General features: G+C 70.9%; 25 protein-coding genes and 1 tRNA gene. 11 read left to right on the forward strand and 15 right to left on the reverse strand.

What is annotated here, in order from left to right:
* A partial coding sequence (locus ACILRF_RS06325; protein WP_395671431.1) for a pilus assembly protein TadG-related protein occupies positions 1-238 on the reverse strand: 238 nt, incomplete at its 3' end.
* 119 nt (positions 239-357) lie between these two features.
* Here ACILRF_RS06325 and ACILRF_RS06330 point away from each other — a divergent pair.
* The 3 genes from ACILRF_RS06330 (at position 358) to ACILRF_RS06340 (ending at position 3,163) form a co-directional block, all read left to right on the forward strand.
* The gene (locus tag ACILRF_RS06330) at positions 358-867 is read left to right on the forward strand and encodes a TadE/TadG family type IV pilus assembly protein (RefSeq protein ID WP_395671432.1); all 510 of its coding nucleotides are present in this window, start codon (positions 358-360) and stop codon (positions 865-867) included.
* The gene (locus tag ACILRF_RS06335) at positions 864-1,367 is read left to right on the forward strand and encodes a TadE/TadG family type IV pilus assembly protein (protein ID WP_395671433.1); all 504 of its coding nucleotides are present in this window, start codon (positions 864-866) and stop codon (positions 1,365-1,367) included. The genes ACILRF_RS06330 and ACILRF_RS06335 overlap by 4 nt, the downstream gene beginning before the upstream one ends.
* Positions 1,368-1,453: 86 nt before the next feature.
* Positions 1,454-3,163 (forward strand): amidohydrolase, encoded by a 1,710-nt coding sequence (locus tag ACILRF_RS06340; RefSeq protein ID WP_395671434.1) that lies wholly within the window; start codon positions 1,454-1,456, stop codon positions 3,161-3,163.
* Positions 3,164-3,179: 16 nt separating this feature from the next.
* On the opposite strand, the gene ACILRF_RS06345 is transcribed toward ACILRF_RS06340, so the two are convergent.
* From ACILRF_RS06345 to ACILRF_RS06360, 4 genes are all read right to left on the reverse strand, one after another.
* Positions 3,180-4,361, reverse strand: coding sequence for a hypothetical protein (locus ACILRF_RS06345; RefSeq protein WP_395671435.1), 1,182 nt, complete (start codon positions 4,359-4,361; stop codon positions 3,180-3,182).
* On the reverse strand, positions 4,361-6,406 hold the full coding sequence (locus tag ACILRF_RS06350; protein WP_395671436.1) for a prolyl oligopeptidase family protein: 2,046 nt from the start codon (positions 6,404-6,406) through the stop codon (positions 4,361-4,363). The genes ACILRF_RS06345 and ACILRF_RS06350 overlap by 1 nt, the downstream gene beginning before the upstream one ends.
* A gap of 76 nt (positions 6,407-6,482) precedes the next feature.
* The gene (locus tag ACILRF_RS06355) at positions 6,483-6,638 is read right to left on the reverse strand and encodes a hypothetical protein (protein ID WP_395671437.1); all 156 of its coding nucleotides are present in this window, start codon (positions 6,636-6,638) and stop codon (positions 6,483-6,485) included.
* 30 nt (positions 6,639-6,668) lie between these two features.
* The gene (locus ACILRF_RS06360) at positions 6,669-7,667 is read right to left on the reverse strand and encodes a helix-turn-helix transcriptional regulator (RefSeq protein ID WP_395671438.1); all 999 of its coding nucleotides are present in this window, start codon (positions 7,665-7,667) and stop codon (positions 6,669-6,671) included.
* A gap of 75 nt (positions 7,668-7,742) precedes the next feature.
* Here ACILRF_RS06360 and ACILRF_RS06365 point away from each other — a divergent pair, with 75 nt between their 5' ends.
* A complete protein-coding gene (locus tag ACILRF_RS06365) occupies positions 7,743-8,021 on the forward strand; it encodes a hypothetical protein (protein ID WP_395671439.1) in 279 nt (92 codons plus the stop codon).
* Positions 8,022-8,024: 3 nt separating this feature from the next.
* On the opposite strand, the gene murC is transcribed toward ACILRF_RS06365, so the two are convergent.
* Entirely contained in the window at positions 8,025-9,419 is a 1,395-nt protein-coding gene (murC, locus tag ACILRF_RS06370) for a UDP-N-acetylmuramate--L-alanine ligase (RefSeq protein WP_395671440.1), read from the reverse strand.
* 307 nt (positions 9,420-9,726) lie between these two features.
* Here murC and ACILRF_RS06375 point away from each other — a divergent pair.
* A tRNA-Asn gene (locus ACILRF_RS06375) sits at positions 9,727-9,802 on the forward strand.
* Positions 9,803-9,830: 28 nt separating this feature from the next.
* On the opposite strand, the gene ACILRF_RS06380 is transcribed toward ACILRF_RS06375, so the two are convergent.
* Both ACILRF_RS06380 and ACILRF_RS06385 read right to left on the reverse strand, forming a co-directional pair.
* On the reverse strand, positions 9,831-11,102 hold the full coding sequence (locus tag ACILRF_RS06380) for an MFS transporter (protein ID WP_395671441.1): 1,272 nt from the start codon (positions 11,100-11,102) through the stop codon (positions 9,831-9,833).
* 50 nt (positions 11,103-11,152) lie between these two features.
* The gene (locus tag ACILRF_RS06385) at positions 11,153-11,593 is read right to left on the reverse strand and encodes a VOC family protein (RefSeq protein ID WP_395671442.1); all 441 of its coding nucleotides are present in this window, start codon (positions 11,591-11,593) and stop codon (positions 11,153-11,155) included.
* 74 nt (positions 11,594-11,667) lie between these two features.
* Here ACILRF_RS06385 and ACILRF_RS06390 point away from each other — a divergent pair, with 74 nt between their 5' ends.
* Both ACILRF_RS06390 and ACILRF_RS06395 read left to right on the forward strand, forming a co-directional pair.
* Positions 11,668-11,907, forward strand: coding sequence for a hypothetical protein (locus ACILRF_RS06390; RefSeq protein WP_395671443.1), 240 nt, complete (start codon positions 11,668-11,670; stop codon positions 11,905-11,907).
* 52 nt (positions 11,908-11,959) lie between these two features.
* Positions 11,960-12,757 (forward strand): SDR family oxidoreductase, encoded by a 798-nt coding sequence (locus ACILRF_RS06395; RefSeq protein ID WP_395671444.1) that lies wholly within the window; start codon positions 11,960-11,962, stop codon positions 12,755-12,757.
* 7 nt (positions 12,758-12,764) lie between these two features.
* Here the strand turns inward: ACILRF_RS06395 and ACILRF_RS06400 are convergent, their stop codons facing one another.
* The 3 genes from ACILRF_RS06400 to ACILRF_RS06410 are packed head-to-tail and all read right to left on the reverse strand — an operon-like array spanning position 12,765 to position 16,632.
* Positions 12,765-13,994, reverse strand: a complete 1,230-nt coding sequence (locus ACILRF_RS06400; protein ID WP_395671445.1) for an MFS transporter — start codon at positions 13,992-13,994, stop codon at positions 12,765-12,767.
* Positions 13,994-15,835 carry an ABCB family ABC transporter ATP-binding protein/permease gene (locus ACILRF_RS06405; protein ID WP_395671446.1) on the reverse strand — a complete coding sequence of 614 codons (1,842 nt, stop codon included), beginning with the start codon at positions 15,833-15,835 and terminating at the stop codon, positions 13,994-13,996. The genes ACILRF_RS06400 and ACILRF_RS06405 overlap by 1 nt, the downstream gene beginning before the upstream one ends.
* Positions 15,836-15,837: 2 nt before the next feature.
* Positions 15,838-16,632 carry a hypothetical protein gene (locus tag ACILRF_RS06410; protein WP_395671447.1) on the reverse strand — a complete coding sequence of 265 codons (795 nt, stop codon included), beginning with the start codon at positions 16,630-16,632 and terminating at the stop codon, positions 15,838-15,840.
* A gap of 91 nt (positions 16,633-16,723) precedes the next feature.
* Here ACILRF_RS06410 and ACILRF_RS06415 point away from each other — a divergent pair, with 91 nt between their 5' ends.
* On the forward strand, positions 16,724-17,323 hold the full coding sequence (locus ACILRF_RS06415; RefSeq protein WP_395671448.1) for a TIGR00730 family Rossman fold protein: 600 nt from the start codon (positions 16,724-16,726) through the stop codon (positions 17,321-17,323).
* A gap of 39 nt (positions 17,324-17,362) precedes the next feature.
* Here the strand turns inward: ACILRF_RS06415 and ACILRF_RS06420 are convergent, their stop codons facing one another.
* From ACILRF_RS06420 to ACILRF_RS06430, 3 genes are all read right to left on the reverse strand, one after another.
* The gene (locus tag ACILRF_RS06420; RefSeq protein WP_395671449.1) at positions 17,363-19,408 is read right to left on the reverse strand and encodes an NAD(+) synthase; all 2,046 of its coding nucleotides are present in this window, start codon (positions 19,406-19,408) and stop codon (positions 17,363-17,365) included.
* Positions 19,409-19,583: 175 nt separating this feature from the next.
* The gene (gene dksA / locus ACILRF_RS06425; protein WP_395671450.1) at positions 19,584-20,012 is read right to left on the reverse strand and encodes an RNA polymerase-binding protein DksA; all 429 of its coding nucleotides are present in this window, start codon (positions 20,010-20,012) and stop codon (positions 19,584-19,586) included.
* Between the two features lie 88 nt (positions 20,013-20,100).
* Positions 20,101-20,532 carry a flagellar assembly protein FliX gene (locus tag ACILRF_RS06430; RefSeq protein ID WP_395671451.1) on the reverse strand — a complete coding sequence of 144 codons (432 nt, stop codon included), beginning with the start codon at positions 20,530-20,532 and terminating at the stop codon, positions 20,101-20,103.
* Positions 20,533-20,735: 203 nt separating this feature from the next.
* Between ACILRF_RS06430 and ACILRF_RS06435 the strand changes: the two genes are divergently transcribed.
* The 3 genes from ACILRF_RS06435 to ACILRF_RS06445 are packed head-to-tail and all read left to right on the forward strand — an operon-like array spanning position 20,736 to position 22,587.
* Complete coding sequence (locus ACILRF_RS06435) at positions 20,736-21,845, forward strand: flagellar basal body P-ring protein FlgI (protein WP_395671452.1); 1,110 nt, start codon at positions 20,736-20,738, stop codon at positions 21,843-21,845.
* Positions 21,845-22,126, forward strand: a complete 282-nt coding sequence (locus tag ACILRF_RS06440) for a rod-binding protein (RefSeq protein WP_395671453.1) — start codon at positions 21,845-21,847, stop codon at positions 22,124-22,126. The genes ACILRF_RS06435 and ACILRF_RS06440 overlap by 1 nt, the downstream gene beginning before the upstream one ends.
* Positions 22,127-22,137: 11 nt before the next feature.
* The gene (locus ACILRF_RS06445) at positions 22,138-22,587 is read left to right on the forward strand and encodes a flagellar basal body protein (RefSeq protein ID WP_395671454.1); all 450 of its coding nucleotides are present in this window, start codon (positions 22,138-22,140) and stop codon (positions 22,585-22,587) included.
* A gap of 68 nt (positions 22,588-22,655) precedes the next feature.
* Here the strand turns inward: ACILRF_RS06445 and tig are convergent, their stop codons facing one another.
* The gene (gene tig, locus ACILRF_RS06450; RefSeq protein WP_395671455.1) at positions 22,656-24,014 is read right to left on the reverse strand and encodes a trigger factor; all 1,359 of its coding nucleotides are present in this window, start codon (positions 24,012-24,014) and stop codon (positions 22,656-22,658) included.
* Between the last annotated feature and the right edge of the window lie 95 nt (positions 24,015-24,109).

The raw sequence follows: 24,109 nt of genomic DNA on the forward strand, positions 1-24,109 counted from the left end.
GCAGGTAGCGTTCGCCGACGGTCTGGAGCTCGGCGTCGGTGCGGGCGCTGGAGCGGGCGGCGGCCAGGGCGGCGGAGTCGAGGGCGTCCTGCAGCTGGACCTTGCCGCTGACGGCGCTGGCCAGGTCGGCGGCGCCGAGGCCGGCCAGGGACAGGGGCAGCATGGCGAGGGCGGTGAAGACGGCGACGTTGCCGCGGCGGTCGCGGAGCAGCCGGCCCAGGCGAGCGGTGTTCGTCATGCACGAAGGGTGGCGCAATCCTGGGTAGCGCCGGGTTAAGGCGGGTGGTTAAAATTGCGATCACTATGCCAGGTTGAAAGCTTAAGAGTTACTTGGGTTTAGCAGCGTAAAGTCGCGGCATGGAGCACCGCCCTGTCCCCCTAGACCGGTTCCGGCTGGACGCGTCCGGCGCGACAGCGGTGGAGTTCGCGCTGGTGTTGCCGCTGCTGGCGTTCCTGCTGTTCGGAATGGCGGAGGTCGGGATCCTGGGCATCGCGGCGGCGGAATTCGACAACGCGGTGTTCGACGCCGCCCGCACCATCCGCACCGGCCAGGACGACGGTCCAAAGAGCGCGACGGCGTTCGAGACCCTGGTGTGCAGCCGGATGACCGCGCCGCGCACCGAATGCCGCGAGCGGCTGACGGTCAGCGTCCGCGAGTTCGACAGCTTCGCCGACACAGCCGGGCCGGCGGCGGGCGACCCTGGCGGGCAGTTCGAGGAAAGCGGCCCGGGCGCGGTGATGATGGTCCAGGCCGTCTACCGCCGGGAGATCATCTCGCCGATGCTGGCCCCGGTGCTGCGCTCGAGCCGGCCGCGGGACATCGTCCTGCGGGCTACGGCGGCGTTCAAGAACGAGCCGTTCGGATGAGGCGGCTGTGGTCGGATCGGCGGGGCGTGGCGGCGGTGGAGTTCGTCCTGCTGCTGCCGATGCTGCTGACCCTGTACCTCGGGAGCGTCGAGGTGTTCGCCCTGTTCGGCGCCGACCGGCGCGCCGCGCACCTGGCCGCGGCCATGGCCGACGTAACGGCTCAGAGCCGGTCGCTGAGCAACGCCGAGCTGACCGACATCCTGGCGATGGGCGCGGCGATGATGCACCCGGAGCCGGCCGGCGCGCGGCTCCAGCAACGGATCACCAGCCTCGTGGCCGACGACAACGGCCGGGTGACCCCGGACTGGTCGGTGAACCGCAACTTCAGCGGCGCCGCCCCGACCCTGCCGGCCGGCTACCTGGCGCCCGGCGAGAGCGCCATCGTCGCGGAAGTCCGCTACGGCTATCAGACGGTGTTCGGCCTGACGCGGGCGTCGCTGAACCTGCGCAAGAGCGCGGCCGTGCGGCCGCGGCTTTCGGATCGGGTGGCGATGCGCTGAAATCCGTCTGCGATCGCAAATTCCCCTCGCCAAGTCGCTTCCCCGGCGGCAACCTTCGCCCTCCAAAACGTGGGGGGAAGCTTTTCATGCGCATCCTGAAGTCTCTGAAGCTCGGCGTAACCGGGCTCGCACTCGGCCTCGGCCTGGCCGCCTGCTCGGGCGGCGGCGAAAAGGCCGACATCGTCATCCTGCACGGCAAGGTCTACGCCGCCGACGGCCAGGCCGGCTTCAAGCAGGCGGTGGCCATCCGCGGCAACAAGATCATCCTGGTCGGCTCGGACGAAGAGGTCGAGAAGCTGCGTGGCGGCAAGACCCAGGTCATCGACGCCCAGGGCAAGACCGTGCTGCCGGGCCTGATCGACAACCACGTCCACTTCCTCGGCGGCGCCGGCGCGCTGGAGGGACCGGACCTGACGCAGGTCAACGACGTCGCCAGCATGCAAGCGGCGATCCGCACCTTCCTGGCCGCTAATCCCAACACCACCTGGATCCGCGGCGGCGGCTTCTATGCCGACATCAAGCGCCAGGACCTCGACGCGGTGACCGGCGACAAGCCCGCCGTGCTGATGGCCGGCGACGGGCACAGCGTCGTCGCCAACACCAAGGCCCTGGAAATGGCCGGCATCACCAAGGACACCCCGGCCCCGGCCGGCGGCGAGATCGTGAAGGACGCCAACGGCGAGCTTACCGGCGTCTTCCTGGAGACCGCCCAGTCGGTGATGGAAAAGGCTCTTCCGAACTGGACCGCGGCCGACATGGAGCGGCTGGTCGCCAAGGGCACGGCCGAGGCCCACAAGGCGGGCGTGACCACCATCTTCAACGTCGCCCACCCGCCGGAGCTGGAGGTCTACGACAAGCTCAACAAGGCCGGGCAGCTGAACCTGCGCATCTACAACGCCCTGTGGCTGACGCCGCGCACCAACGAGGCGCGGCCGGGGATCGGCTTCCCGTCGGTGTTCACCTTCACCGAGGCGGACGCGGACGAGTTCGACAAGCTGCGCACCCAGTACAAGGGTGACGACAAGCTGCGGGTCGAGGCGGTGAAGATCATGCTCGACGGCGTGATCGAGTCGCACACCGCCTGGATGCTGCGCGCCTACGACAACCGCAACACCACGGGCGTGCCGAACTACACGCCGGAGGAACTGACCAAGGCCGTCTCGCTGATGGACAAGCGCGGCTGGCAGATCATGACCCACGGCCTCGGCGACCGGGCGGTGCGGGTGGCGCTCGACGCCTATGACGCCGCCAACAAGGCGAACCCAGCGCCGGCCCGCGGCCGCCGCCACAAGATCGAGCACATCGAGACCATGGACCCGGCGGAAGTCCCGCGGTTCGGCCAGCTCGGCGTCACCGCCTCGCTGCAGCCGGAGCACGGCGCAGGGATGAACGATCCGCAGATGCGCGGCGAGCGCTGGCGCAACCTCGGCTACACCCGCTCGGCCTGGGGCTTCCCCTGGAAGAGCATCAAGGACGCCGGCGGCCGCGTCGCCTTCGGCAGCGACTGGCCGGTCGTGACGATCAATCCGGGCCGGGCGATCCAGATCGCAACCAACCGCATCCCCCACCCGCCGATCCCGGACCAGAAGCTGACCCTGGCCCAGGCGCTCGACGCCTACACCCGCGACGGCGCCTACGCGATCTTCGCCGACAAGTCGGTGGGCTCGTTGGAGAAAGGCAAGCTGGCCGACGTGGTCATCCTGGCGGACGACATCTTCACCAACCCGCCGAAGGGCGACCTGGTGGTCGACAAGACGATCTTCGACGGCAAGGTGGTCTACAGCCGGACGAAGTGAGCTGGCGCGGCCGGGGTCACGCGACCCCGGCCGCCTCCAGGTCCGCGGCGATCGCCACGACGACCGAATCCCAATCCCCCGGCGCCGGCTGCCGATAAAGCCGGGTTTGCGGATACCAGGGCGTGCGGCGCCCGTCGGCCCAGCGCCAGTCGAGGGCGATGTAGGGCAGCATGACGAAGCACGGCCGGCCGAGGGCGCCGGCCAGATGCGCCATCGCCGTGTCGGTGGTGATCACCAGGTCGAGTTGTTCGAGGATGCTGGCGGTGTCGGCGAAGTCGCCGCGCGGCTCCTGCAGGTCGACGAGACCGTAGTTGCGCAACGGGTCCAGGAGGTCCGGGGACGGCAGGCCGCGCCAGCGCTCGATCGGCTGGTGGCTGGCGCCGTGCCAGACGACGCCGATGCGGCCCTCGTCGAAGCCGGCCCACCGGGCCCGGGCCGCGGCGGGCGCAGCGAGATAGGGCGGCGCCGGCGCCGCGCCGAGCCACAGCGGCAGCGAGAAGGGCGCGGTCCACAGGTCGTGCGGCGGGGCGTGGACCGCCTCGTCCGGTGCGCAGGCGATCACTGCGTCGATGTCCGGCATGGCCGCAAACAGGCGGACCAGCGGCGGCGGAGCGACGACGGTGAGGCGGCCGGCCCCGCGCGCCTTGAGCAGCGGGACGTAGCGGATCATCTGGATCTGGTCGCCGAAGCCCTGCTCGGGCAGCAGCAGCAGCGAGCGGCCGTTCAGCGGCTCGCCGCGCCATTCCTTGCCAGGTATCCCCTGCCCGCGCCGGACCACCAGGTTCGGCCGAGCGTCCTGCAGCCGCCAGCCCTCGGCGTCGCGGCCGCAGGCGAGATAGGTCAGGCTGGCGTCGAGGAGGAGCTGCGGGTTCGCCGCGCCCCTCGCCGTCTCCAAGGCGATCACCTGGTCGTACAGGGCGGCGGCCTGGGCCCAACGTCCGGTAAGCCGGCGCAGGTTGGCGAGGTTGACCAGCGGCCGGGGGTCGCCAGGCGGGGCGAGGGCTACGGCGCGGTCGAGCAGAGCACCCGCCTCGTCCACCCGGTCGAGGCCGCGCAGCAGCGAGCCGAGGTTGCTGAGCGCGCCGAGATGGTCCGAATCGGCGGCCAGAACAGCGCGGTAGCCGACCTCGGCCTCGCCCGTTCGCCCGGCGCGGTGATGCTCGGCGGCCTTCGCGAACGCCGCGGCGACGTCGTCCATCAATCCATCAGCTGCTGGTGCAGGTAGGTGTATTCCAGCGCCTGCCGCAGGGCCCGTTCGTTGAGGTTGGCCGCGGCGGCGTGGCCGCCGTCGATGTTCTCGTAATAGACGTAGTCGTAGCCGTATTCCTTGAGGCGCGCGGCCGCCTTGCGGGCATGCGCCGGATGCACGCGGTCGTCCTTGGTCGAGGTCTCGAGGAAGACGCGCGGGTAGGGCTGACCGGGCCTGAGGTTCTGGTAGGGCGAATAGGTCTCGATCACCGCCCGCTCGGCCGGGACCGCCGGGTCGCCGTACTCGCCGACCCAGGAGGCGCCGGCGCCGATGCCGGTGTAGCGGATCATGTCGAACAGCGGCACCTGGATGACCACGGCGCGATAGAGCTCCGGTCGCTTGGTCAGGGCGACCCCCATCAGCAGGCCGCCGTTGGAGCCGCCCATGATGCCGAGGCGGCGCGGGCTGGTGATCTTGCGGGCGATCAGGTCCTCGGAGACGGCGAAGAAGTCCTCGTAGACCCGCATGCGGTTCAGCTTGAGGCCGGCGTTGTGCCACCTCGGGCCGAATTCGCCGCCGCCGCGGATGTTGGCGACCACATAGACGCCGCCCCGCTCCAGCCAGAGCTTGCCGGCGGTGGTCAGATAGCCCGGCGTCTGGCTGACCAGGAAGCCGCCGTAGGCGTAGAGCAGCGTCGGCGCGGCGCCGTCGAACTTCAGGTCCTTGGGCCGGACCACGAAGTACGGGACCTTCGTGCCGTCCTTGGAGGTCGCCCACAGCTGTTCGACGACGTGGCGCGAGGCGTCGAAGCGCGCCGGCGATTGCCGGAGGGTTTGGGCGGCGCCGGCGGCGGCGTCGGCCAGATACTGGCGCGAGGGATCGAGGAAGCCGGTGGCGTAGAGGATGGTCCGGTCGTCGGCTTCGGTGGTCGAGCCGATGGTGACCGAACTGTCGGCCGGCAGGGGCAACTGGCGGGTGGTCCAGCCGTCGCCCTGGCGGGCGAGGCTCAGGACCTGGCCCTTCACGTTGTCATAGAGGGCGACGACGAGGCGGCTGCGGGTCGTCGCCACCTGCTCGATCGACTGGCTCTCGGTCGGACGCAGCACAAGGGTCGGGACCGGAGCCTGGGGCGCGGCCTTGAGGGCTGCGAGGTCGAAGTCGAGGAGGTCGCCCTGGCGGAAGCCCCGTTCCGGCCAGTCCTGTTCGAGCGTCAGGATCATGCGCCCGGCGACGTAGCCCTGGACCGTGGACTTCGGTGGCAAGGCGACCTGTGCGGCGCCGGCCTCGGTAATGAGGTGGGTTTCGGCGTTGTAGGTGTCGAGCGGCCGGTGGGCGAGAAGGGCCTGCACCCGGCCGTCCGGATCGCGCAGCACGATCGGCTGGACGCCGTAGCCACCGTCGTCGGCCCGGCCACGGAACACCTCCCGCGCCGCCGACAGCGACTGGCCGCGCTTCAGCAGCTTGAGGATGTAGGGATAGCCGGAGGTCGTGACCTCGCCCGGGCGCCATTCGGCGGCGACGGCCAGGGTGTCGCGATCCAGCCAGGCGTAGCGGTGCTTGCCCTCCGGGAGGGTGAAGCCGCCCTCGACGAAACGGCCGGCCGCGACGTCGAATTCGCGGACCACCGCGGCGTCCTTGCCGCCGTCGGAGAGCTCGACCAGGCAACGGGCGTCGTCCGGCGGCAGGCAGGCGACGCCGTGCCAGACCCAGTTCGCCGACTCCGCCTTCGCCAGGGCGTCGAGGTCGATCAGGGTGCGCCAGTCGGGCGCGCCGGCGCGATAGCTTTCAAGGCTGGTCGAGCGCCAGATGCCGCGCACATGGGTCTGGTCCTGCCAGAAGTCGTAGAGCCGGCCATCCCCGCCGAGACCGACGGCCGGGATGCGGTCGGTGGCGGTGGCGATCTTCAGGGCGTCAGCATAGAGACCGGCATAGCGCGGATCGTTCTGCAGTTGCGGCAGGGAGCGGGCGTTCTCGGCCTTGGCCCAGTCGAGCGCGCGGGCGCCCTCGATCTCTTCCATCCAGACGTAAGGGTCGTCTTGAGGGGCAGCGCCCATAAGCAGCACTCCAGCCATGAGGGTCGCGATGGCGCGCAGGATCATGGCCGGATAGAGCGCGAACGGGCGCGGAAGCTCAAGCCCCGTGGCGCTCGCGCCAGATGTCGAGGGCGAGTTTCGGGCGGACCAGGTAAAGCCCGGCCCAGATGACGCGGGCGAGCGCGCGCTTCAGGCGGCGGCGCGGACGGATCTCCAGCTCGTAGACGATGGCGTAGTCGGCGACGGCGGTCATGGGCTTGCTCCTCTTCACGAGGAACAGGGGCTAAGGCTCAGCTACGTCAGGATCGGACGCATGGGCGGCGCGGGCGAGTTCGATCTGCTCGCGCAGGAGGGTGCGAAGGCGCGGGGGCTCCAGGATCTGGACCTGGTCGCCCCAGGTGAAGAGGTGCCAGGCCAGCTCGCGCATGCCGCTGGCCCGGAATCGGACGATCACCGCGCCGTCGGGCTGCGGCTCCAGGGTCTGGTCCGCATGGAAGCGCCAACGCAGGGCGCCCTCGGCGGAGGCCGGCAGGATGCGCAGCACCACATCCTCGGTGTCGTCCTGATAGATGCCGAAGCTCTCGTCGGCGTAGTCCTGAAGGGAGAAGGACGGGTCGCGGGCGGCGGGGGTTCCGGTCACCTCGACATCGGCCAGGCGGTCGAGGCGCCAGTTGCGCGGACTGCCCTCTCCTTCCGCGGCGACAAGGTAGTTGGCGCGGCCGAAGAGGACGCCATAGGGCGTGACCTCGCGCACCCGGCCGGGGGTCGAGCCGCCTTCGTAGCGGAAGCGCAGGGTCGAAAGGCTCTTGAGCGCCTCGCGGACGGCGCCGAGCACGGCCTCGTCCTCGAACGGCCGCGGGCCGGCCTGGACGGCGATGGTCTCGGCCTGCAGCAGGGCTTCGAGGTCCGGGGCGAGGCGGCGGCGGGCGGCGGCGCGGGTCGCCGACAGCACCTTGTGCTCAAGGGTGCGCAGGGCGCCGGCGCGGGCGTGGGCGCCTTGCGCGGCCCAGGCCTCGGCGGCGGCGCCGAGGGCGGCGAGCTCCTCGGCGGTCGGGGCCTGGAACAGGCCGTCGAGGCCGGCGGGGATGCGGAAGCGGCGCGTCGGCGGGTCCTCGACCTCTTCCATCTGCGGGAAGACCTCGCGGACGGCGTCGCGCATACGCTCGGCCGTGCGGCGGCCGACGGCGAGGCGCTCGGCGATCTCGTCGAGCGTCAGGCCCTCGGAGGTGCTGGCCAGCATGCGGGCCAGGTCCAGCAGGCGGCCGGCTTTTTCATGTCGCAAGGAAGCTACGTCCGATTCTGGCGCACCCGGCGATCAAAAGGGGAACCGTCGCAAAACGCAACGGAGTTCGCGTCCATGGCCAGCTACCGCCGCTTCAAGCCCCGCGCCGCCCGCCCGATCGCCGATCCGCGCCCCCTGCCCCCGCCGGCCGCCCTGGTCGACGCGGTGCTGCGCTTCCACGACGAAGAGCAGGAACAGAGCTCGGGCTGCACCCTGTTGCGGCTGTCGGCCAAACGGGCGCGGCAGCGAGAGGTGAAGGCGGCGCTGGGCCCCCACGCGGCGCGCGCGGCGCGGGTCTCGATCCTGTGGAACGAGCGCGAGAGCGAGATCATCCGGGTGCTGGAGGCGGCGTGACGATCAGTAGCGGGCGTCGAAGAGGGCGGGGAGGCTTTCCGGGAGGCCGAGCAAGGGGCCGGAGGAGAGCAGGAGGACGACCTCCTCGCCGCTCAGGGCGCTGAGGGCCTGATGTACCGCCTCGGCGGTCTCAACGCCCTCGACGGCCACGCCGGCGGCGGCGGTGCGGGCGAGGATGTCGTCGAAGCTGGCCTGGTCGTGGCTGGCGGCGCCGTGTCCGGGCGGCGGGACGAGGAGGACGCGGGCCGCGCCCTCGAACACCGTGTCGTACCAGGGCAACGCGTCACGGTTGCGCCAGGAGAAGGTGTGGGGCTCGAACACCACGGTGAGCGGCCGGTCGGGATAGTGCAGGCGCATGGCCTCGATCGCCGAGCGGGCCTTTTCGTAGGATGAGCCGAAGCCCTCGATGAGGGGCACGGCCGAGCGCGTGGTGAGGATGTCGAGGCGTCGGCGGATGCCCTGGAAGCCGGCGACGGCGGCGGCGAGCTGGGCCTCGGTGGCGAGGCCGCGTTCCAGGACGTAGGCGGCGACGCCGACGATGTTCTCGACGTTGTGGGCGCCCAGCAGGCGAGTGGTCAGCCGCAGGCGGGCGCCGTCGGGCGACACCAGGACAAAGCGGCTTTCCTCGCCGAACACGACGTCGTCGGCCCACCAGCCCTCGCCGCGCTCGGCGCCGTACCAGACCACGCGACCCTTGGCGATCGGCGCGATGGCGCGGATCGCCGGATGCTCGCGGGCGACCAACAGGCCGTCGGCGGGCAGCAGGGCGAGGAGCTCGCGGAACGGCGCCTCGTAGTCGGCGAAGGTCGGGAAGACATTGACGTGATCGTGGATCAGCGACGTCAGGAGGACGTCCTGCGGGTGGTAGAGCACGAACTTGGACCGGCGGTCGGTCGGCCCGACGATGTACTCGTCGCCCTCCAGCACCACCTCCGGCCCCGAGCCCCAGCGGCCGGTGGCCGGCAGCGACGGCGAGATGGCGCCGATCATCCAGCCCGGATCGCGGCCCGCCTCCGCCAGGACATGGGCGAGGAGCGCGGTGCAGGACGACTTGCCGAACGAGCCGGCGACGACGGTGTTGCGGCGGCCGGCCGTGGTCTCGCCGACCAGCTCCGGGAAGGTGGTGACCGGGACGCCGCGGGCGCGGGCGGCGGCGACCTCCGGGTTCGACTCGCCGCCGAGCTTGGCGCTGGCCCCAAGCACGAGGACGTCGAGCCCGTCGGGCAGATTCTCGGCCGCGAAGCTGCGGTGGAAGGGGAAGCCCAGGCCCTCGACGTAGGTCGACATCGGCGGGAACACGTCGGCGTCGGAGCCGGACACCTGGTGACCGGCGTCTCGCATCATCAGGGCCGCGGCGCTCATGCCCGCGCCGGCCACGCCGGTGAAATGGATTCGCATGGATGAGTGACTAGCCGATCCGCAGGGGGCGTCCAATCCATGGCCGGAGAGCCCGCGATTCGCGAGCCGAACGCAACGCGGACGGGAATTCCTTAACGTTCGGAAGCGTTTACCGATCTTAACGCCGGCTTAACCAGGGCCTACGAATCTATGAACGTCTTTTCGAAGACACCCCACCATCACAGACTTTATTTCAGCCCGGCGGTCTCCGCCGGGCTCTTTTTTTGGCATCGGGCGGAGGTGGCGTTTGCGACGCTTGCGCGGCCGCAAATCGCGGCGTATACGGCCCGCCTCTCGACGGCCCTGATCCTCGGTAGCTCAGTTGGTAGAGCAGGCGACTGTTAATCGCCGGGTCGCAGGTTCGAGTCCTGCCCGGGGAGCCATCGAGAGGCTTCTTCCCCCTTCGAAGACCTAGGCTGGCGCCAGCGCCGGCGCCTCCTGCCGGCGCCCGATCATCAGGGCCAGGGCGGCGGCGACGATGGCCAGGGCGCCGGCGAGCATGAAGGCCTCGGTGTAGCGACCGGAAAGGTCGCGCAGCACCCCTGCCCCCAAGGCCGCGGTGGCGGCGCCGGCCTGGTGGCCGACGAGCACCCAGCCGAAGACGATGGGCCCTTCGCGGTCGCCGAAGTTCTCGTTGGCGAGGCGGACGGTCGGCGGGACGGTGGCGATCCAGTCGAGGCCGTAGAACACCGCGAAGACTGTCAGGCTCATGGCCCCGAAATCGGTGAACGGCAGCACGACCAGCGAGAGGCCGCGCAGGGCGTAGTAGACGCAGAGCAGCTTGCGCGGGTCGTAGCGGTCCGTCAGCCAGCCGGACGCCGTCGTGCCGACGAGGTCGAACAGGCCCATCAGGGCCAGCAGGCCGGCGGCCATGGTGAGCGGCAGGCCCATGTCGGCGCAGAAGCTGATCAGGTGGACGCCGACCAGGCCGTTGGTGGTCAGGCCGCAGACGAAGAAGGTGGCGAACAGCAGCCAGAAGGCCGGGGTGCGCACGCCACGGGCGAGGACGCCGAGCGCCAGGCGCAGGCCGTCGACGGCGCTGCCGGGCGGGCTGGGCGCGGCGTCTTCGGCGGCGCCGTAGGGGCGGAGGCCGATGGCGGCGGGACGCTCGGGCATCAGCAGCAGGACGACGGGGATCAGGGCCGCCGTGACCAGGGAGACGAGGATCGCCACCGGCCGCCAGCCGCCGCCCTCGGCGAGGGCGGCCATGGTCGGCAGGAAGATCAGCGAGCCGGTCGCCGTGGCGGCGCTGAGCAGACCCATCATCAGGCCGCGGTTGGCGACGAACCAGCGGTTCACGACCGCGGCGCCCAGCACCATGCCGACCGCGCCGGAGCCGAGGCCGGAGAGGACGCCCCAGGTGGCGATGTAGTGCCAGGGCTGGGTCATCAAGAGGCTGAGCCCGGTGGCGGCGCTCATCAGGGCGAGGCCGCCGACCAGGGTGCGCCGGATGCCAAGCGTCTGCATCAGGGCGGCGGCGAACGGGCCAACGAGGCCCATCAGGAAGAGGCCGACGGCGGCGGCCAGGGAGACCTGGCTGCGCGACCAGCCGAAGGCCTCCTGCAAGGGGGTCATGAGGACGCCGGGCGCCGAGCGCATTCCGGCCGCGGCCAGCAGGGAGACGAAGGCGACGCCGACGACGACGAAGGCGTATCTCGGGCCGAACGGCCGGCGTGCGGTCATGACGCCCCTCCCCTAAGGTGAGGCTCGAATATGGGCCGGCCGCCGGGCGGCTACCAGACCCCGGTGTTGGGCATCGAGGCCCAGGGCTCCTGCGGGGGCAGGCGGGCGCCGGCCTGGAGCAGCTCGATGGAGATGTTGTCGGGCGAGCGGACGAAGGCCATGTGGCCATCGCGCGGCGGCCGGTTGATCGTCACCCCGGCGTCCATCAGCCGCTGGCAGGCGCCGTAGATGTCGTCGACCTCGTAGGCCAGGTGGCCGAAGTTGCGGCCCCCGTCGTAGGGCTGCGGGTCCCAGTTGAAGGTCAGCTCGACCATCGGCGCGCGCCCGGCCCGCGCCTGCGCCTCGTCGCCGGGAGCGCAGAGGAAGACCAGGGTGAAGCGGCCGGCCTCGTGCGCCTGGCGGGAGACTTCGGCAAGGCCGAGCTTGTTGCAGTAGAAGTCGAGGGACGCCTCGAGGTCGGTCACGCGGACCATGGTGTGAAGGTATCGCATGGCCGAGGATTTAGGCGAGCCGGGGCCGCTTCGCCATCGCGCCGGCGGGGGTATCGGCGTTATGCTGGCCTTCCATGACGAAACCCTGGTTCGCTCCGAAGCGTCCTGGATACGGCGCCGGATGGCCGATCGCCTGGCAAGGCTGGGCTGTGCTGGCGGCCTACGGCGCCGCCGTCGTCGCAGCGCTGGCCACCCTGGAGCGCCTGGCGCTGGTTGGGGCGATCGTCGGCCTGACGGCGGCGCTGGTGGCGTTCGTCGCCCGTCGAACCGACGGCGAGTGGCGCTGGCGACCGGAAGATCCCCCCTCGCCCTGAGCCGCAAAGTCGTCGCAAGATCAGGGCCGCGGAATCGAGGAAAGACTCAAGAATGGACGTTCGGGGCAAGGTCGTCGTCATCACTGGCGCGGCGAGCGGGATCGGCAAGGCGCTGGCGGAGCGGTTCCATCGCGAGGGCGCCGAGGGCCTGGTGCTGGGCGATCTCAACGAAGCCGGCGTCGCCGAGGTCGCCGCCTCGATCAGCGGGCTGTCGATGAAGGTCGATGTCACTCAGGAGGCCGACATCCAGCGGCTGGCGGCGGCGGCCGAGGCGCGGTTCGGACGCATCGACCTGTTCTGCTCCAACGCCGGCATCGTGGTGCGCGACGCCGACCTGCACAACGTCGCCTCGACGCCGGACGCGGGCTTCACCCTGAGCTGGGGCGTCCATGTGATGTCGCACATCTACGCCGCGCGCGCCGCCCTGCCCGGCATGATCGCCCGCGGCTCGGGCTATTTCCTGAACACGGTGTCCGCGGCGGGCCTGCTGTCGCAGATCGGCAGCGCCGCCTATTCGACGACCAAGCACGCGGCGATCGGCTTCGGCGAGAGCCTGGCGATCACCCATCGCAATGACGGCATCGGCGTCTCGCTGCTGTGCCCGCAGGCGGTGGACACGCCAATGCTGAACGGCGCGCGTGGTTCGGCGTCCGTCGACGGCGTTCTGTCGACCGACGCGGTGATGGACGCGGTGATGGCGGGCCTGGCCGAGGAGCGATTCCTTATCCTGCCGCACGAGCAGGTCCTGACCTACATGCAGCGCAAGGCTGGCGACTACGACCGCTGGATCCGCGGGATGGTGAAACTGCGCGACCACACCCTGGCGGCGGGCGGCGACCTGGTCGGCTGAGACGGCCTCAGGGCGCGCCGCCGGACGGCAGGGCCGAGCTCGGCGCGTCGGTTCTCAACGCCAGGGCCACCAGGCCGCCGGCCACGCACAGCCCCGCGGTGAGGCCCGCCACCGCCGGCCAGCCGCCATGTTCCCAGAACCAACCGCCCGCTCCACCGACGAGGCTGGATCCGAGGTAGTAGAACAGCATGTAGAGCGCCGAGGCGTGGCCCTTCGCCCCCTCGGCGAGACGCCCGACCCAGCCGCCGGCGACCGCATGGGCGACGAAGAAGGCGCCGGTCACCAGGGCGAGGCCGAGCGCGATGACGCCGAGGGGCCGCGCCAGGGTCAGGACGACGCCGCAGGTCATCACCGCGAAGCCGAGCGCCAGGACCGTGCGGCTGCCCAGCCTGTCGATCATCCGGCCGGCCAGGGACGAGGAGACCATGCCGAGGGCATAGACCAGGAACAGCAGGCTGACCTCGGTCTCGCTGAGGCCGTAGGGCGCCGCCTCGAGCCGGAAGGTCGCGTAATTGAACAGGGTCACGAAGACGCCCATCAGAGCGAAGGCGACCACGAACAGCCGCCGCAGGCGCGCGTTGCGTAGGTGACGGCCCCAGGCGCCGAGGTGGAAGCCGGGGTCGAAGCCGCCCTGGCGCTCGAAGTTGCGTGAGGGCGGCAGCAGGCGGATGAAGGCCAGGGCGGCGGCGAGTCCGACGAGGCCGATGCCGGCCATGGCGATCCGCCAGGATCCGAGCTCCGTCAACAGGCCCATGCCCACCCGCCCCATCATGCCGCCGAAGGCCGTACCGGCGATGTAGAGCCCCATGGCGCCGGCAAGGTCGGCGGGCTCCATCTCCTCGGACAGGTAGGCCATGGCGACGGCGGGCACGCCGCCAAGGGCGAGGCCTTCCAGCGCGCGGGCGGCGAGCAGCAGGGTCCAGTCCGGGGCCAGCGCGGCGGCGAGGTTGAGGATGGCGGCCAGGCCCATCGAGGCGAACATCAGGCCGCGGCGGCCGATCGCCTGCGAGAAGGCGCCGGCGGCGACGATGGCGACGGCCAGGGCGCCGGTGGTCAGCGACAGCGGCAGGGCGCTTTCGGCCGGGCTGACGCCGAAGTGGCGAGCGAACTGCGGCAGCAGCGGCTGGACGCAGTAGAGCAGTCCGAAGGTCGAGAAGCCCGCGAGGAACAGCGCCAGGCTCATCCGCCGGAAGGCGGGCGTGCCGCGGGCGATCCGGGATGACGGCACAGGCGCCATCAGGCCTGCCGGGTCTGGCGTCGCCACAGGGCGGCGTATTCCCCGCCCTTGGCCAGCAGCGCGTCGTGGGTCCCGTTCTCGACGATCCGGCCGCGCCGCAGGACAATGATCTGGTCGGCGTCGGCGATTGTCGACAGGCGGTGGGCGATGACCAGGGTCGTGCGGCCGGCCTTCACCCGGCGCAGGGTGTCCTGAATGGCGGCCTCGGTCGGCCCGTCGAGGGCGCTGGTCGCCTCGTCGAGGATCAGCAGGCGCGGGTCGGCCAGGAGCGCGCGGGCGATGCCGACCCGCTGGCGCTCGCCGCCGGAGAGCTTCAGGCCGCGCTCGCCGACGCGGGTCGAAAGGCCGTCGGGCAGGCTGTCGATGAAGCCGCCGAGTTCGGCGGCGTCGGCGGCGGCCCGAACGGCGGCGGCGTCGGTGTCCGGCCGGGCGAAGGCGATGTTGGCCAGAAGGGTGTCGTTGAACAGGGCGACGTCCTGCGGCACCAGGGCGACCGCGCGGCGCAGGGAGGCCTGGCGGACGTCACGCATGTCGAGGCCGTCGATGGTCACGCGGCCGGCCTGGGGGTCGAGCAGGCGCATGGCCAGACGCACGGCGGTGGTCTTGCCGGCCCCCGAGGGACCGACGAGGGCGATGGTCTGACCGGGCCGGGCTTCGAAGCTGACGTCGACGAGGCCGTGCGAGCGGGCGTCGTGGCGGAAGGTGACGGCCTCGAAGGCCAGGGCCGCGCCGGCCCCGGTGGCGGGCGGCAGATCGCGAGCACCGGGAGCGTCGGCGATGTCCGGCCGGCGGGCCTTGAGGGCGACCATCTGCTCCATGTCGATCAGGCCCTGGCGGATCTCGCGGTACTGGAAGCCGAGCATGCCGAGCGGGGCGTAGAGGTTGGAGAGCAGCAAGATCGCCAGGGTGACGTCGCCGATCCGCAGGGTCCCGCCGCTGACGCCATAGCCAGCCATGACGGTCAGGGCGGCGAGGCCGAGGTTCAGCACCACCGCTTGGGCGGCGTTCAGCAGGTTGAGCGAGCCGGCGGCGCGGGCGTTGGAATCGACCAGCACGCCCATGGCCGCCTCGTAGGCGCCCATCACCCGCGCCTCGGCCCCGAAGGTCTTGACCGTCTCGTAGTTGATCAGGGCGTCGTTGGAGAGGCCGGCGCTCCGGTTCTCGGCCTCGTTGACCTCCCGGCGATGTGACAGGCGCCAGTCGGTGATCTTGAAGGTCACGGCGGCGTAGACGACCAGGGTCGCGAAGGCGGTGAGCGCGAAGCGCCAGTCCAGCCGCAGGGTCATCACGCCCATGGCCAGGATCAGCTCGATGAAGGTCGGCCCGAGGCTGAAGATCAGGCTGCGGATCAGGAAGTCGGTCGATCGGGCGCCGCGCTCGATCACCCGAGCCAGGGCGCCGGTCTGTTTGGTCTGGTGGAAGTCGAGGGACAGGGCCAGGGCATGGCCGAAGGTCTCGACGGCGGCGCGCGCCAGGGTCGATTGCGAGACACGGGTGAAGATGGCGTCGCGGGCGAAGGGCGCGCAGGCCGCCAGCAGCCGCAGGGCGGCGAAGCCGATCGCGAAGAGGGCGAAGCCCGCGCCGACCACCACGCCGCCGGCGGTCGGCGTCAGAGTGTTGATGCCCTCGGCGAGCATGACCGGCGCCCAGACGCTGGCCGCCTTGCCGGCGAGGACCAGGGCCAGGGCGGCGGCGATGCGGGCGCGCAGCTGCGGCGCGCCGGAGCGCATGACAAGGCCGGCGAGATCGCGGAGCGAGCCCCAGAAGTCGAACCTGGCGTCGGCCGGCTCGACCGCGCCGGGATGGCCGTGGCGCCGCCCGCCCCTGTCGGCGAAGGCCATGCTCACTCGGTCAGCAGCGTGGATTGCACCCCGCCTCCGGGCGTCAACCAGTCGGCGCGCAGGCCTCCGGCGGTCGGGACGCTGCGCAGCGGGCCGTCGCTGAGCGGCGCGGCGTCGGAGGTGGCGACCGTGACCGTGTCCTCGAAACCGTCGCCATAGACCTGCAGGCGATGCGCCTCGCCGCCGAGGGGCGCGAGCGGGATGACGAAGCGGCCGGCGGCGTTGGCGCGGCCTTCGGCCGCCTGGCGGCCATCGAGGCGGACGAGGACGACGGCGCCGGGCGGGGCGGCCCCGGAGACCACGGCTCCGCCGCCGTTGTCGAAGTCGAAGGCCCCGACCCCGAAGCCGGCGGCGTCAAGGCGCAGGGAACCGCCGCCGGCCCGCAGCACCGCCGCCTTGCCATCCGGGGCGACGAGCACATAGCCCTGCGCCTGGACCCGGCGGCCAGCCGTGGTCATCGACAGGCCGTAGATCCTGGGTTCGGTCGCGACCGGAAGGGCGACCTGCCATGCCCCCTCCCCGTCCGCCGTGGTGAGGGTGGCCTGGCCGGCGGGGGTGGCAAGCCGCACCTCGGCGCCGGGGGCGGCTCGGCCGACCAGCACGAGACCGGCCGGCTCGCGGCGCACGGCTTGGGGCTCGGGCGCCGTCAGATAGCCCGCGGCCGCCGGTTCCGGCGCGGCGTTCGCCTGATCGGCCTCCTGACCGCCCGGGGCGCAGGCGGCCACGGACCCGATCAGGGCCGCGGCCATCAGGGCGGGCGCGAGGGCGCGGCGCGTTGGACGGGCGGTCGGGAACACGGTCGCCTTGAAACTCCTTAGGGCTCGGCCATAGCTAGTCGGGTTTCGCCTCCCACTGAAGTGCGGGCGGCCTGTTTCGGAGAGTTTCATCATGGGGGCTAAGCGCCCGGGTTCGGTTTGCGTGTTCTGCGGCTCGTCGGAGGCGGCCGATCCGGCCTTCCTGGAGGCCGCGGCACGCCTGGGCGACGAGCTGGCGGCCGCGCGGCTGGAGCTGGTCTACGGCGGCGGCGGGGTCGGGCTGATGGGCCAGGTGGCGCGGGCGACGCACGCGGCGGGCGGCAAGGTGCTGGGAATCATCCCGGACTTCCTGGTCGGCAAGGAACGGGCGCTGGAGAGCGTCGAGCACGTGGTCGTCGGCTCGATGCACGAACGCAAGATGATGATGTTCGAGCGGGCCGACAGTTTTGTCGTGTTGCCGGGCGGGGTCGGCACGCTGGAGGAGATCGTCGAGCTGCTGTCGTGGCGTCGGCTGGACCTGCACAAGAAGCCGGTGGTGTTCTACAGCCCGCGCGGGTTCTGGGAGCCGCTGTTCGCCCTGTTCCAGCATACGGTCGACGAGCAGCTGACGCCGCCGGCGTTCATGGGCGCCTGGACGACGGTCGAGCGGATCGAGGACGTGGTGCCGGCGCTGCTGGCGGAAGGGGCGTCGGAGGACGACCTGGACGAGGCGCGGGTGGTGCGGATGAGTTGAGGCGGCCCGGTCGGGCGAGCCTTTGAATCGGCGACGGCCCTAGGGCACGTTGGCGGCAAGCTCTTCCAGCCACAGGCGGGCCGTGCCGTCGGACGGGGCGCGCCAGTCGCCGCGGGGCGAAAGATTGCCGCCGGAGACGACCTTGGGGCCGTTCGGCAATGCCGAGCGCTTGAACTGGCTGAGCTCGAAGAAGCGGAACAGGAAAACCTCGAGCCAGCGCTTGATGGCGGCCAGATCGTAGGCGTTGCGGGCGTCGTCCGGGAAATGGGCTGGCCAGGCGCCGTGGCCGACGTCGCGCCAGGCCTGCCAGGCGAGGAAGGCGACCTTCGAAGGGCGTAGGCCGTAGCGGGTGATGTAGTAGAGGTTGAAGTCCTGCAGCTCGTAGGGACCGATCCGGGCCTGGGTGCTCTGGATGGCGCCCGAGGCGTCGGCGGGGACCAGTTCCGGCGAGATTTCGGTGCCGAGCACCGACAACAGGGTCTCGGAGGCCTCGGCGTCGAACTGACCGGTCTCGGCGACCCAGCGGATCAGGTGCTGGATCAGGGTCTTCGCCACCGAACCGTTGACGTTGTAGTGGCTCATGTGGTCGCCGACGCCGTAGGTGCACCAGCCGAGGGCCAGTTCCGATAGGTCGCCGGTGCCGAGCACGATGCCCTTGCGCTGGTTGGCGAGGCGGAAGAGGTAGTCGGTGCGCAGGCCAGCCTGCACGTTCTCGAACGTCACGTCGTAGACCGGCTCGCCCGCCGCGAAGGGGTGGCCCATGTCCTTGAGCAGCTGGGTCGCGGCCGGGCGGATGTCGATCTCCTCGGCGGTCACGCCGAGCGCGCGCATCAGCCGCCAGGCGTTCGACTTCGTCCCCTCGCTGGTGGCGAAGCCCGGCAGAGTGAAGCCGAGGATGTCGGCGCGCGGCTTGCCCAGCAGGTCGAAGGCCTTGGCCGCGACGATCAGGGCGTGGGTGGAATCGAGGCCGCCGGAGACGCCGATCACCAGGTGCTGCGACTTGGTGTGCTGCAGCCGGCGGACCAGGCCCTGGACCTGGATGTTGAAGGCCTCGTAGCAGTCCTTGTCGAGACGGGCCGGGTCGTCGGGAACGAAGGGGAAGCGGTCGACGGTCCGCTCGAAACCGACGTCGCGGAACGACGGCTTGTGGGCGAAGCGGATGCGGCGGAATTGGCCCTCCGGGCGGCCGGCGGCGACGGCCGCGTCGTTGAAGGTGGGGCTGCGCATCCGCTCCAGGCGCAGGCGCTCGACGTCGATGTCGGTGACGGCCATCTGGGGACCGGTCGGGAAGCGGTCGGTGGCGGCGAGCCGGACGCCGAGCTCGTGGACCGTCGCCTGCCCGTCGAACGCGAGGTCGGTGGTGCTCTCCCCCGGGCCGGCGGCGGCGTAGAGGTAGGCGGCTTGGCACCGCGACGACTGCGAGGCGCAGAGCAGTTCACGCTCGTCCGCCTTGCCGACGACGATGTTGGAGGCCGACAGGTTGCAGAGGATCAGGGCGCCGGCCAGGGCGGCGGCGGTCGATGGCGGCGTCGGAGCCCAGACGTCCTCGCAGATCTCGGCCGCGAAGACGAAGTCGGCGAGGTCGTCGGCCTCGAAGATCAGGTCCGTGCCGAACGGCGCGGTCTGGCCAGCGATGCGAACCTCCAGCCCGGTGATCCCGTAGCCGGGGGCGAACCAGCGCTTCTCGTAGAACTCCCGGTAGTTGGGCAGGAAGCTCTTGGGGACGACGCCCAAGACGCGGCCGCGGTGAATGACCACAGCGCAGTTGTAGAGCCGGGCGGTGTGGGCGACCGGCGCGCCGACGACCAGGACCGGGGCGAGGTTGCGGCTGGCCTCCACGAGGCGGGCGAGCTCGCCGTCGACCCGGCGCAGCAGGGCGTCCTGCAGCAGGAGGTCGTCGATGGCGTAGGCGGAGAGGCCGAGCTCGGGAAACAGCATCAGGTCGCAGTCGCGGGCGTGGCCCTCGCGGGCCAGGGCCAGGGTCTCGGCGGCGTTGAAGGCCGGGTCGCCCGTGGCGACGCGCGGGGTGCAGGCGGCGACGCGGACGAAGCCCTGCGCGTGGATCGAATAGAACGCCTTGCTCACCGGGCCTCGCCTCGCCTGCTCCTGCGCATCATAACGCACGGCGCGGGAAATGCTCAATGTGAGCATATGGGGCCGCGCGGGTCAGTCTGGCGCGGACCCGTGAACAATCCGTCTTTCAACGGCGCCCGCGGGCGGGGCGGCGGCACAAAAAAGGCCCCGTGCGGGGCCTGAAGAGTCAGTCGTCGCGGTGGACGCGCTCGCGCCGCTCGTGCCGCTCCTGGGCTTCGAGGCTCAGGGTGGCGATCGGGCGGGCCTCGAGGCGGGCGATGCCGATGGGCTCGCCGGTCTCCTCGCAGAAGCCGTAGGACCCGTCCTCGATGCGTCGCAGGGCCTCGTCGATCTTGGAGATCAGCTTGCGCTGACGATCTCGCGTCCGGAGTTCAAGAGCCCGGTCGGTCTCCGAAGAGGCGCGGTCGGCAAGATCGGGGTGGTTCTCAGTCTCGGTCTGTAGATGGGTGACCGTTTCGCGAGATTCCTTGAGGATGTCCTCTTTCCAATCCAGGAGCTTTTGCTTGAAGTACTCAAGCTGACGCTCGTTCATGAACTCCTCGTCCTCGGTGGGACGATACTCAGGCTTTTCAGCCGTAACTGCGGCTGCAGTCATGAAAACCTCAGGCCCCTAAGAACGAGACACGCGTCCGGCTTATAGCAAAGAGAACAACGGTTTCAACGCGCCTCATGGTAGAGCGCAATTACGCCGCACGGCGGGCCTGATCAAGCTTCGCCATCTCAACTGCGGCGCGCAACTCGATCTCGTCGAGCACGGCTTCGAGAACCGGATCGTCCGTGCTCCCCCGCTCTTCGCGCAAGGCGCGGGCCAGGCGGTCAAGATCTCCGGCCCCGAGGGCGCCGTCGAGCAGGGCGATCTTCACATCGTCGAGAACGTCGAGCAGGCGGCTGGCGCGGCGCACGGCCTTGCGGCGGCGCTCCAGCGGGCCGCCGACGTCCTGCATCGCCAGGAGCGCCTCGACGCCGAACACGCCGGCGACGCCCGCGGTCCCGGCGACCTGGGCGGGGCCGGCCGCCTCGCCGACGCCCGGCAGGCGGAACCCGGCGCCGCCCGCCGGCCGCGCCCTGGCCGAGCCGCCCGGCTGCCCTACGCCGCCCGTTCCGATCACCTTCATCTTCGAGGCCCGCCGCTCCCAGGATCTGACGTCAATCTCCCCCGCGCCGCTTGCGGTATGGTTAATGCCCGGCAATTTCTGCCCTCGGCGCCGGGCGCCGGGCGCCCTTCCTACCGCCAACCCTGAATCCATTGGCCTTTTCGCAAGGCGGAGGTTGGCACGCGCGTCGCAAGGCGGAGCCGGAAGCAGCTTCGCGGTTAACCATGATGCGTTCCCTCCGTTTCGTCTCCGCCCTCCTCATGTCGCTGGCGCTGACCGCCCAGCCGGCCCAGGCCGCGTCGCGGATCAAGGACATCGTCGAGTTCGAGGGTGTGCGCGAGAACATGCTGGTCGGCTACGGCATCGTCGTCGGCCTCAACGGCACCGGCGACGCGCTGCGCAACGCGCCCTTCACCAAGCAGAGCCTGGAGGCGATGCTGGAGCGGCTCGGGGTCAACACCCGCGACGCCACCCTCAACACCAAGAACGTCGCCGCGGTGATGGTGACGGCCAGGCTGCCGGCGTTCGCCGCCGCCGGGGCCCAGATCGACGCCACGGTGTCGGCCCTGGGCGACGCCAAGAGCCTGCTCGGCGGCACGCTGCTGGTCACCCCGCTGATGGGCGCGGACGGCCAGGCCTACGCGGTGGCGCAAGGGACGGTGCAGACCGGCTCGATCAGCGCCTCGGGCGCGTCGGGCTCGGCGGTGACGAAGGGCGTGCCGACCGCCGGCCGCATCGCCGGCGGGGCGGTGGTCGAAAAGGAGATCGGCTTCCAGCTGGCCAGCATGAGCCAGATGCGCATGACCCTGCGCAATCCGGACTTCACCACCGCCCGGCGCATCGCCGACGCGGTGAACCGCAATTTCCCCGGCTCGGCCCTGGCCGAGAACCCGACCATCGTCGCCATCCGGCCGCCCGCGGGCCGGGACATGATGACCTTCGTCGCCCAGGTCGAGAACCTGACCGTCGCCCCGGACGCGCCGGCCAAGGTGGTGATCGACGAGGTCGCCGGGGTGATCGTCATGGGCGAGAACGTCCGGGTCTCCACCGTCGCGATCCAGCAGGGCAACCTGACGATCACCGTCCGCGAGACTCCGGCGGTCAGCCAGCCCGCCCCGTTCTCGCGCGGCGGCGAGACGGCGGTGGTGCCGCAGAGCGACGTGGCGGTCGAGGAGGAGACCGGCCGGCAGTTCGTGACCCTGCGCGACGGGGCCTCGCTGTCGACCCTGGTCGCCGGGCTGAACGCCCTCGGCGTCACGCCGCGGGACATGATCTCGATCCTGCAGACCATCAAGGCCGCCGGCGCCCTGCAAGCCGACATCGAGGTGATGTGATGGACGTCGCCGCCCTCGCCGCCCCGGCCGATCCGACCGCCGCCAAGCGTGGCGAGATCCGCGCCACCGCCCAGAAGTTCGAGGAGCAGTTCCTCTCGATCATGCTGCAGCAGTTGTTCGAGGGCGTGAACACCTCCGCCCCGTTCGGCGGCGGGCCTGGCGAGCAGATGTTCAAGTCGTTCATGACCGAAGCAATGGCCAAGCAGATGACGCGCGGCGGCGGGATCGGCCTGGCCGACACCGTGGGCCGCGAGATGCTCAAGCTGCAGGGCCTGGAATAGGGAGATCCGCCATGGCGCTCGCCGCCGAAGACGCTGAAGACCGCGTGGGCCAGCTGATCGTGCTGACCGAACGGCTGACCGAACTGATCGCCGCGCAGTGCCAGGCTTTCGAGAACCGCCGGCCGCAGGACGCCGCGGCGCAGATGGACGAGACCTCGCGCCTCGCCAACCTCTACCGGCACGAGAGCACCCGCGTGCGGGCCGATCCGGACCTGGTGGCGGGCGCGGCGCGCGAGCAGCGGCTGCGGCTGGTGCGGGCGACGGAAGCCTTCGACGCCGTGCTCGCCCGCCAGGGCCGGGCCATCGTGGCGGCCAAGACGGTCACCGAGGGGCTGGTCCGCGCCATCGCCGAGGAGGTCGCCGGTCAGCGCCACCAGGCGGCCGGCTACGGCCCAGGCGCTAGGATGACCGGCCAGGCGGCCCACACGGCCACGGCGATCACGCTGAACCAGACGGCTTAGCGAACGTCCCGAAACAAAAACGCCCCCGGCGCGAGCCGGGGGCGTCGTCGTGTCTGGAGCCTGGCGGCTTAGGCCGAGTAGCCTTCCGGCAGGTCGTCTTCCTTCATCAGCTCGTCCTTGGAGACGGGCTTGTCCTCGACCTTGGCCTTCTCGACGATCAGGTCGACGACCTTGTCCTCGAAGATGGGGGCGCGGAGCTGGGCCTGGGCCTGCGGGTTCTGGCGGAAGAGGTCGAAGACCTGCTGGGCCTGCGGGCCGTAGCGCATGGCTTCGCGGCGCATGGCCTCGCCGAGTTCCTGGTCGGTGACCTGGACGTTATTGGCGCGGCCGATCTCGGCGAGCACCAGGCCGAGGCGCACGCGGCGCTCGGCGATCTTGCGATATTCGGCCTCAAGCTGCTCGTCGGTCTTGCCGGCGTCGTCTTCCGGCAGCGAGCCGCCTTCCTTGTCCTGCTGGATCTGCTGCCAGATCGAGGCGAACTCGGCGTCGACCATCTTCGGCGGCAGCGGGAAGTCGTGCTTCTCGTCGAGCTGGTCCAGCAGCGCGCGCTTCAGCTTGAAGCGGCTGGCGCCGGCGTACTGCTGCTCGAGGTTGGTGCGGATCAGCTCCTTGAGCTTGTCCAGGTTCTCGATGCCGAGGCGCTCGGCGAAGGCGTCGTCGACAGCGCCCTCGGCCGCGGACTTCACTTCCTTGACTTTGACCTCGAAGACGGCGTCCTTGCCGGCCAGGTTGGCGGCCTGATAGTCGGCCGGGAAGGTCACCTTGACCTCGACGTCGCTGTCGGGCTTGGCGCCCTTGAGCTGCTCTTCGAAGCCGGGGATGAACTGGCCGGAGCCGATCACCAGTTCCGCGCCCTCGGCCGAACCGCCCGCGAACGCCTCGCCGTCGATCTTGCCGACGAAGTCGATGACGACCATGTCGCCCTCGGCGGCCTTTACGGCCTTTCCGGTCTTGGTCTCGTAGGTCTTGTTCTGGGAGGCCAGCTCGGCCACCGCCTCGTCGACCTCGGCGTCGGCCGGGGTGTAGACGGGACGCTCGAGCGCCAGCGTCGCGGGGTCGACCGGCTCGAAGTCAGGCATCAGGTCGACGGAAATTTCGTAGACGAGGTCGGCCTTGCCGTCGATCACCGCCGCGATGTCGCCTTCCGGCTTCAGGTCGGGGTCGCCGGCCGGGCGCAGCTTGTTGTCCTCGATGACTTTCTGGGCGCCCTCGTTGACCGCCTGCTCGACGACTTCGCTCATCAGCGCCTTGCCGTGCAGGCGGCGGACATGACCCGGCGGCACCTTGCCAGGGCGGAAGCCCTTGATGTTGAGGGTCGGCGTGATCTCGGCGATCCGCGCGTCCAGCTTCTCGGCCAGGGCCTGGGCCGGGACGGTGACGCCGTAGACGCGGCTAAGGCCTTCGCCAGACTTTTCAACGATCTGCATCGACATTCCAGAAACTTCCGGAGACCGCGCCGAGCGCGCGCATCGTCCGCCTTCAGCAAGAAATGGTGAGCGCCGCCGAAGGGGCTCCGGCGGCG

The sequence above is a fragment of the Phenylobacterium sp. genome, assembly GCF_044236515.1.
Classification (GTDB): domain Bacteria; phylum Pseudomonadota; class Alphaproteobacteria; order Caulobacterales; family Caulobacteraceae; genus Phenylobacterium.

Coding starts and splice junctions, on each gene's coding strand:
- ACILRF_RS06355 (WP_395671437.1), bottom strand. CDS start 6,638: ATGACCGCCGTCGCCGACTACGCCATCGTCTACGAGCTGGAGATCCGT.
- ACILRF_RS06395 (WP_395671444.1), top strand. CDS start 11,960: ATGGACGTTCGGGGCAAGGTCGTCGTCATCACTGGCGCGGCGAGCGGG.
- ACILRF_RS06335 (WP_395671433.1), top strand. CDS start 864: ATGAGGCGGCTGTGGTCGGATCGGCGGGGCGTGGCGGCGGTGGAGTTC.
- dksA (WP_395671450.1), bottom strand. CDS start 20,012: ATGACTGCAGCCGCAGTTACGGCTGAAAAGCCTGAGTATCGTCCCACC.
- ACILRF_RS06380 (WP_395671441.1), bottom strand. CDS start 11,102: ATGACCGCACGCCGGCCGTTCGGCCCGAGATACGCCTTCGTCGTCGTC.
- ACILRF_RS06430 (WP_395671451.1), bottom strand. CDS start 20,532: ATGAAGGTGATCGGAACGGGCGGCGTAGGGCAGCCGGGCGGCTCGGCC.
- ACILRF_RS06445 (WP_395671454.1), top strand. CDS start 22,138: ATGGCGCTCGCCGCCGAAGACGCTGAAGACCGCGTGGGCCAGCTGATC.
- ACILRF_RS06440 (WP_395671453.1), top strand. CDS start 21,845: ATGGACGTCGCCGCCCTCGCCGCCCCGGCCGATCCGACCGCCGCCAAG.
- ACILRF_RS06385 (WP_395671442.1), bottom strand. CDS start 11,593: ATGCGATACCTTCACACCATGGTCCGCGTGACCGACCTCGAGGCGTCC.
- murC (WP_395671440.1), bottom strand. CDS start 9,419: ATGCGAATCCATTTCACCGGCGTGGCCGGCGCGGGCATGAGCGCCGCG.
- ACILRF_RS06340 (WP_395671434.1), top strand. CDS start 1,454: ATGCGCATCCTGAAGTCTCTGAAGCTCGGCGTAACCGGGCTCGCACTC.
- tig (WP_395671455.1), bottom strand. CDS start 24,014: ATGCAGATCGTTGAAAAGTCTGGCGAAGGCCTTAGCCGCGTCTACGGC.
- ACILRF_RS06415 (WP_395671448.1), top strand. CDS start 16,724: ATGGGGGCTAAGCGCCCGGGTTCGGTTTGCGTGTTCTGCGGCTCGTCG.
- ACILRF_RS06345 (WP_395671435.1), bottom strand. CDS start 4,361: ATGGACGACGTCGCCGCGGCGTTCGCGAAGGCCGCCGAGCATCACCGC.
- ACILRF_RS06405 (WP_395671446.1), bottom strand. CDS start 15,835: ATGGCCTTCGCCGACAGGGGCGGGCGGCGCCACGGCCATCCCGGCGCG.
- ACILRF_RS06330 (WP_395671432.1), top strand. CDS start 358: ATGGAGCACCGCCCTGTCCCCCTAGACCGGTTCCGGCTGGACGCGTCC.
- ACILRF_RS06390 (WP_395671443.1), top strand. CDS start 11,668: ATGACGAAACCCTGGTTCGCTCCGAAGCGTCCTGGATACGGCGCCGGA.
- ACILRF_RS06350 (WP_395671436.1), bottom strand. CDS start 6,406: ATGGGCGCTGCCCCTCAAGACGACCCTTACGTCTGGATGGAAGAGATC.
- ACILRF_RS06365 (WP_395671439.1), top strand. CDS start 7,743: ATGGCCAGCTACCGCCGCTTCAAGCCCCGCGCCGCCCGCCCGATCGCC.
- ACILRF_RS06435 (WP_395671452.1), top strand. CDS start 20,736: ATGATGCGTTCCCTCCGTTTCGTCTCCGCCCTCCTCATGTCGCTGGCG.
- ACILRF_RS06400 (WP_395671445.1), bottom strand. CDS start 13,994: ATGGCGCCTGTGCCGTCATCCCGGATCGCCCGCGGCACGCCCGCCTTC.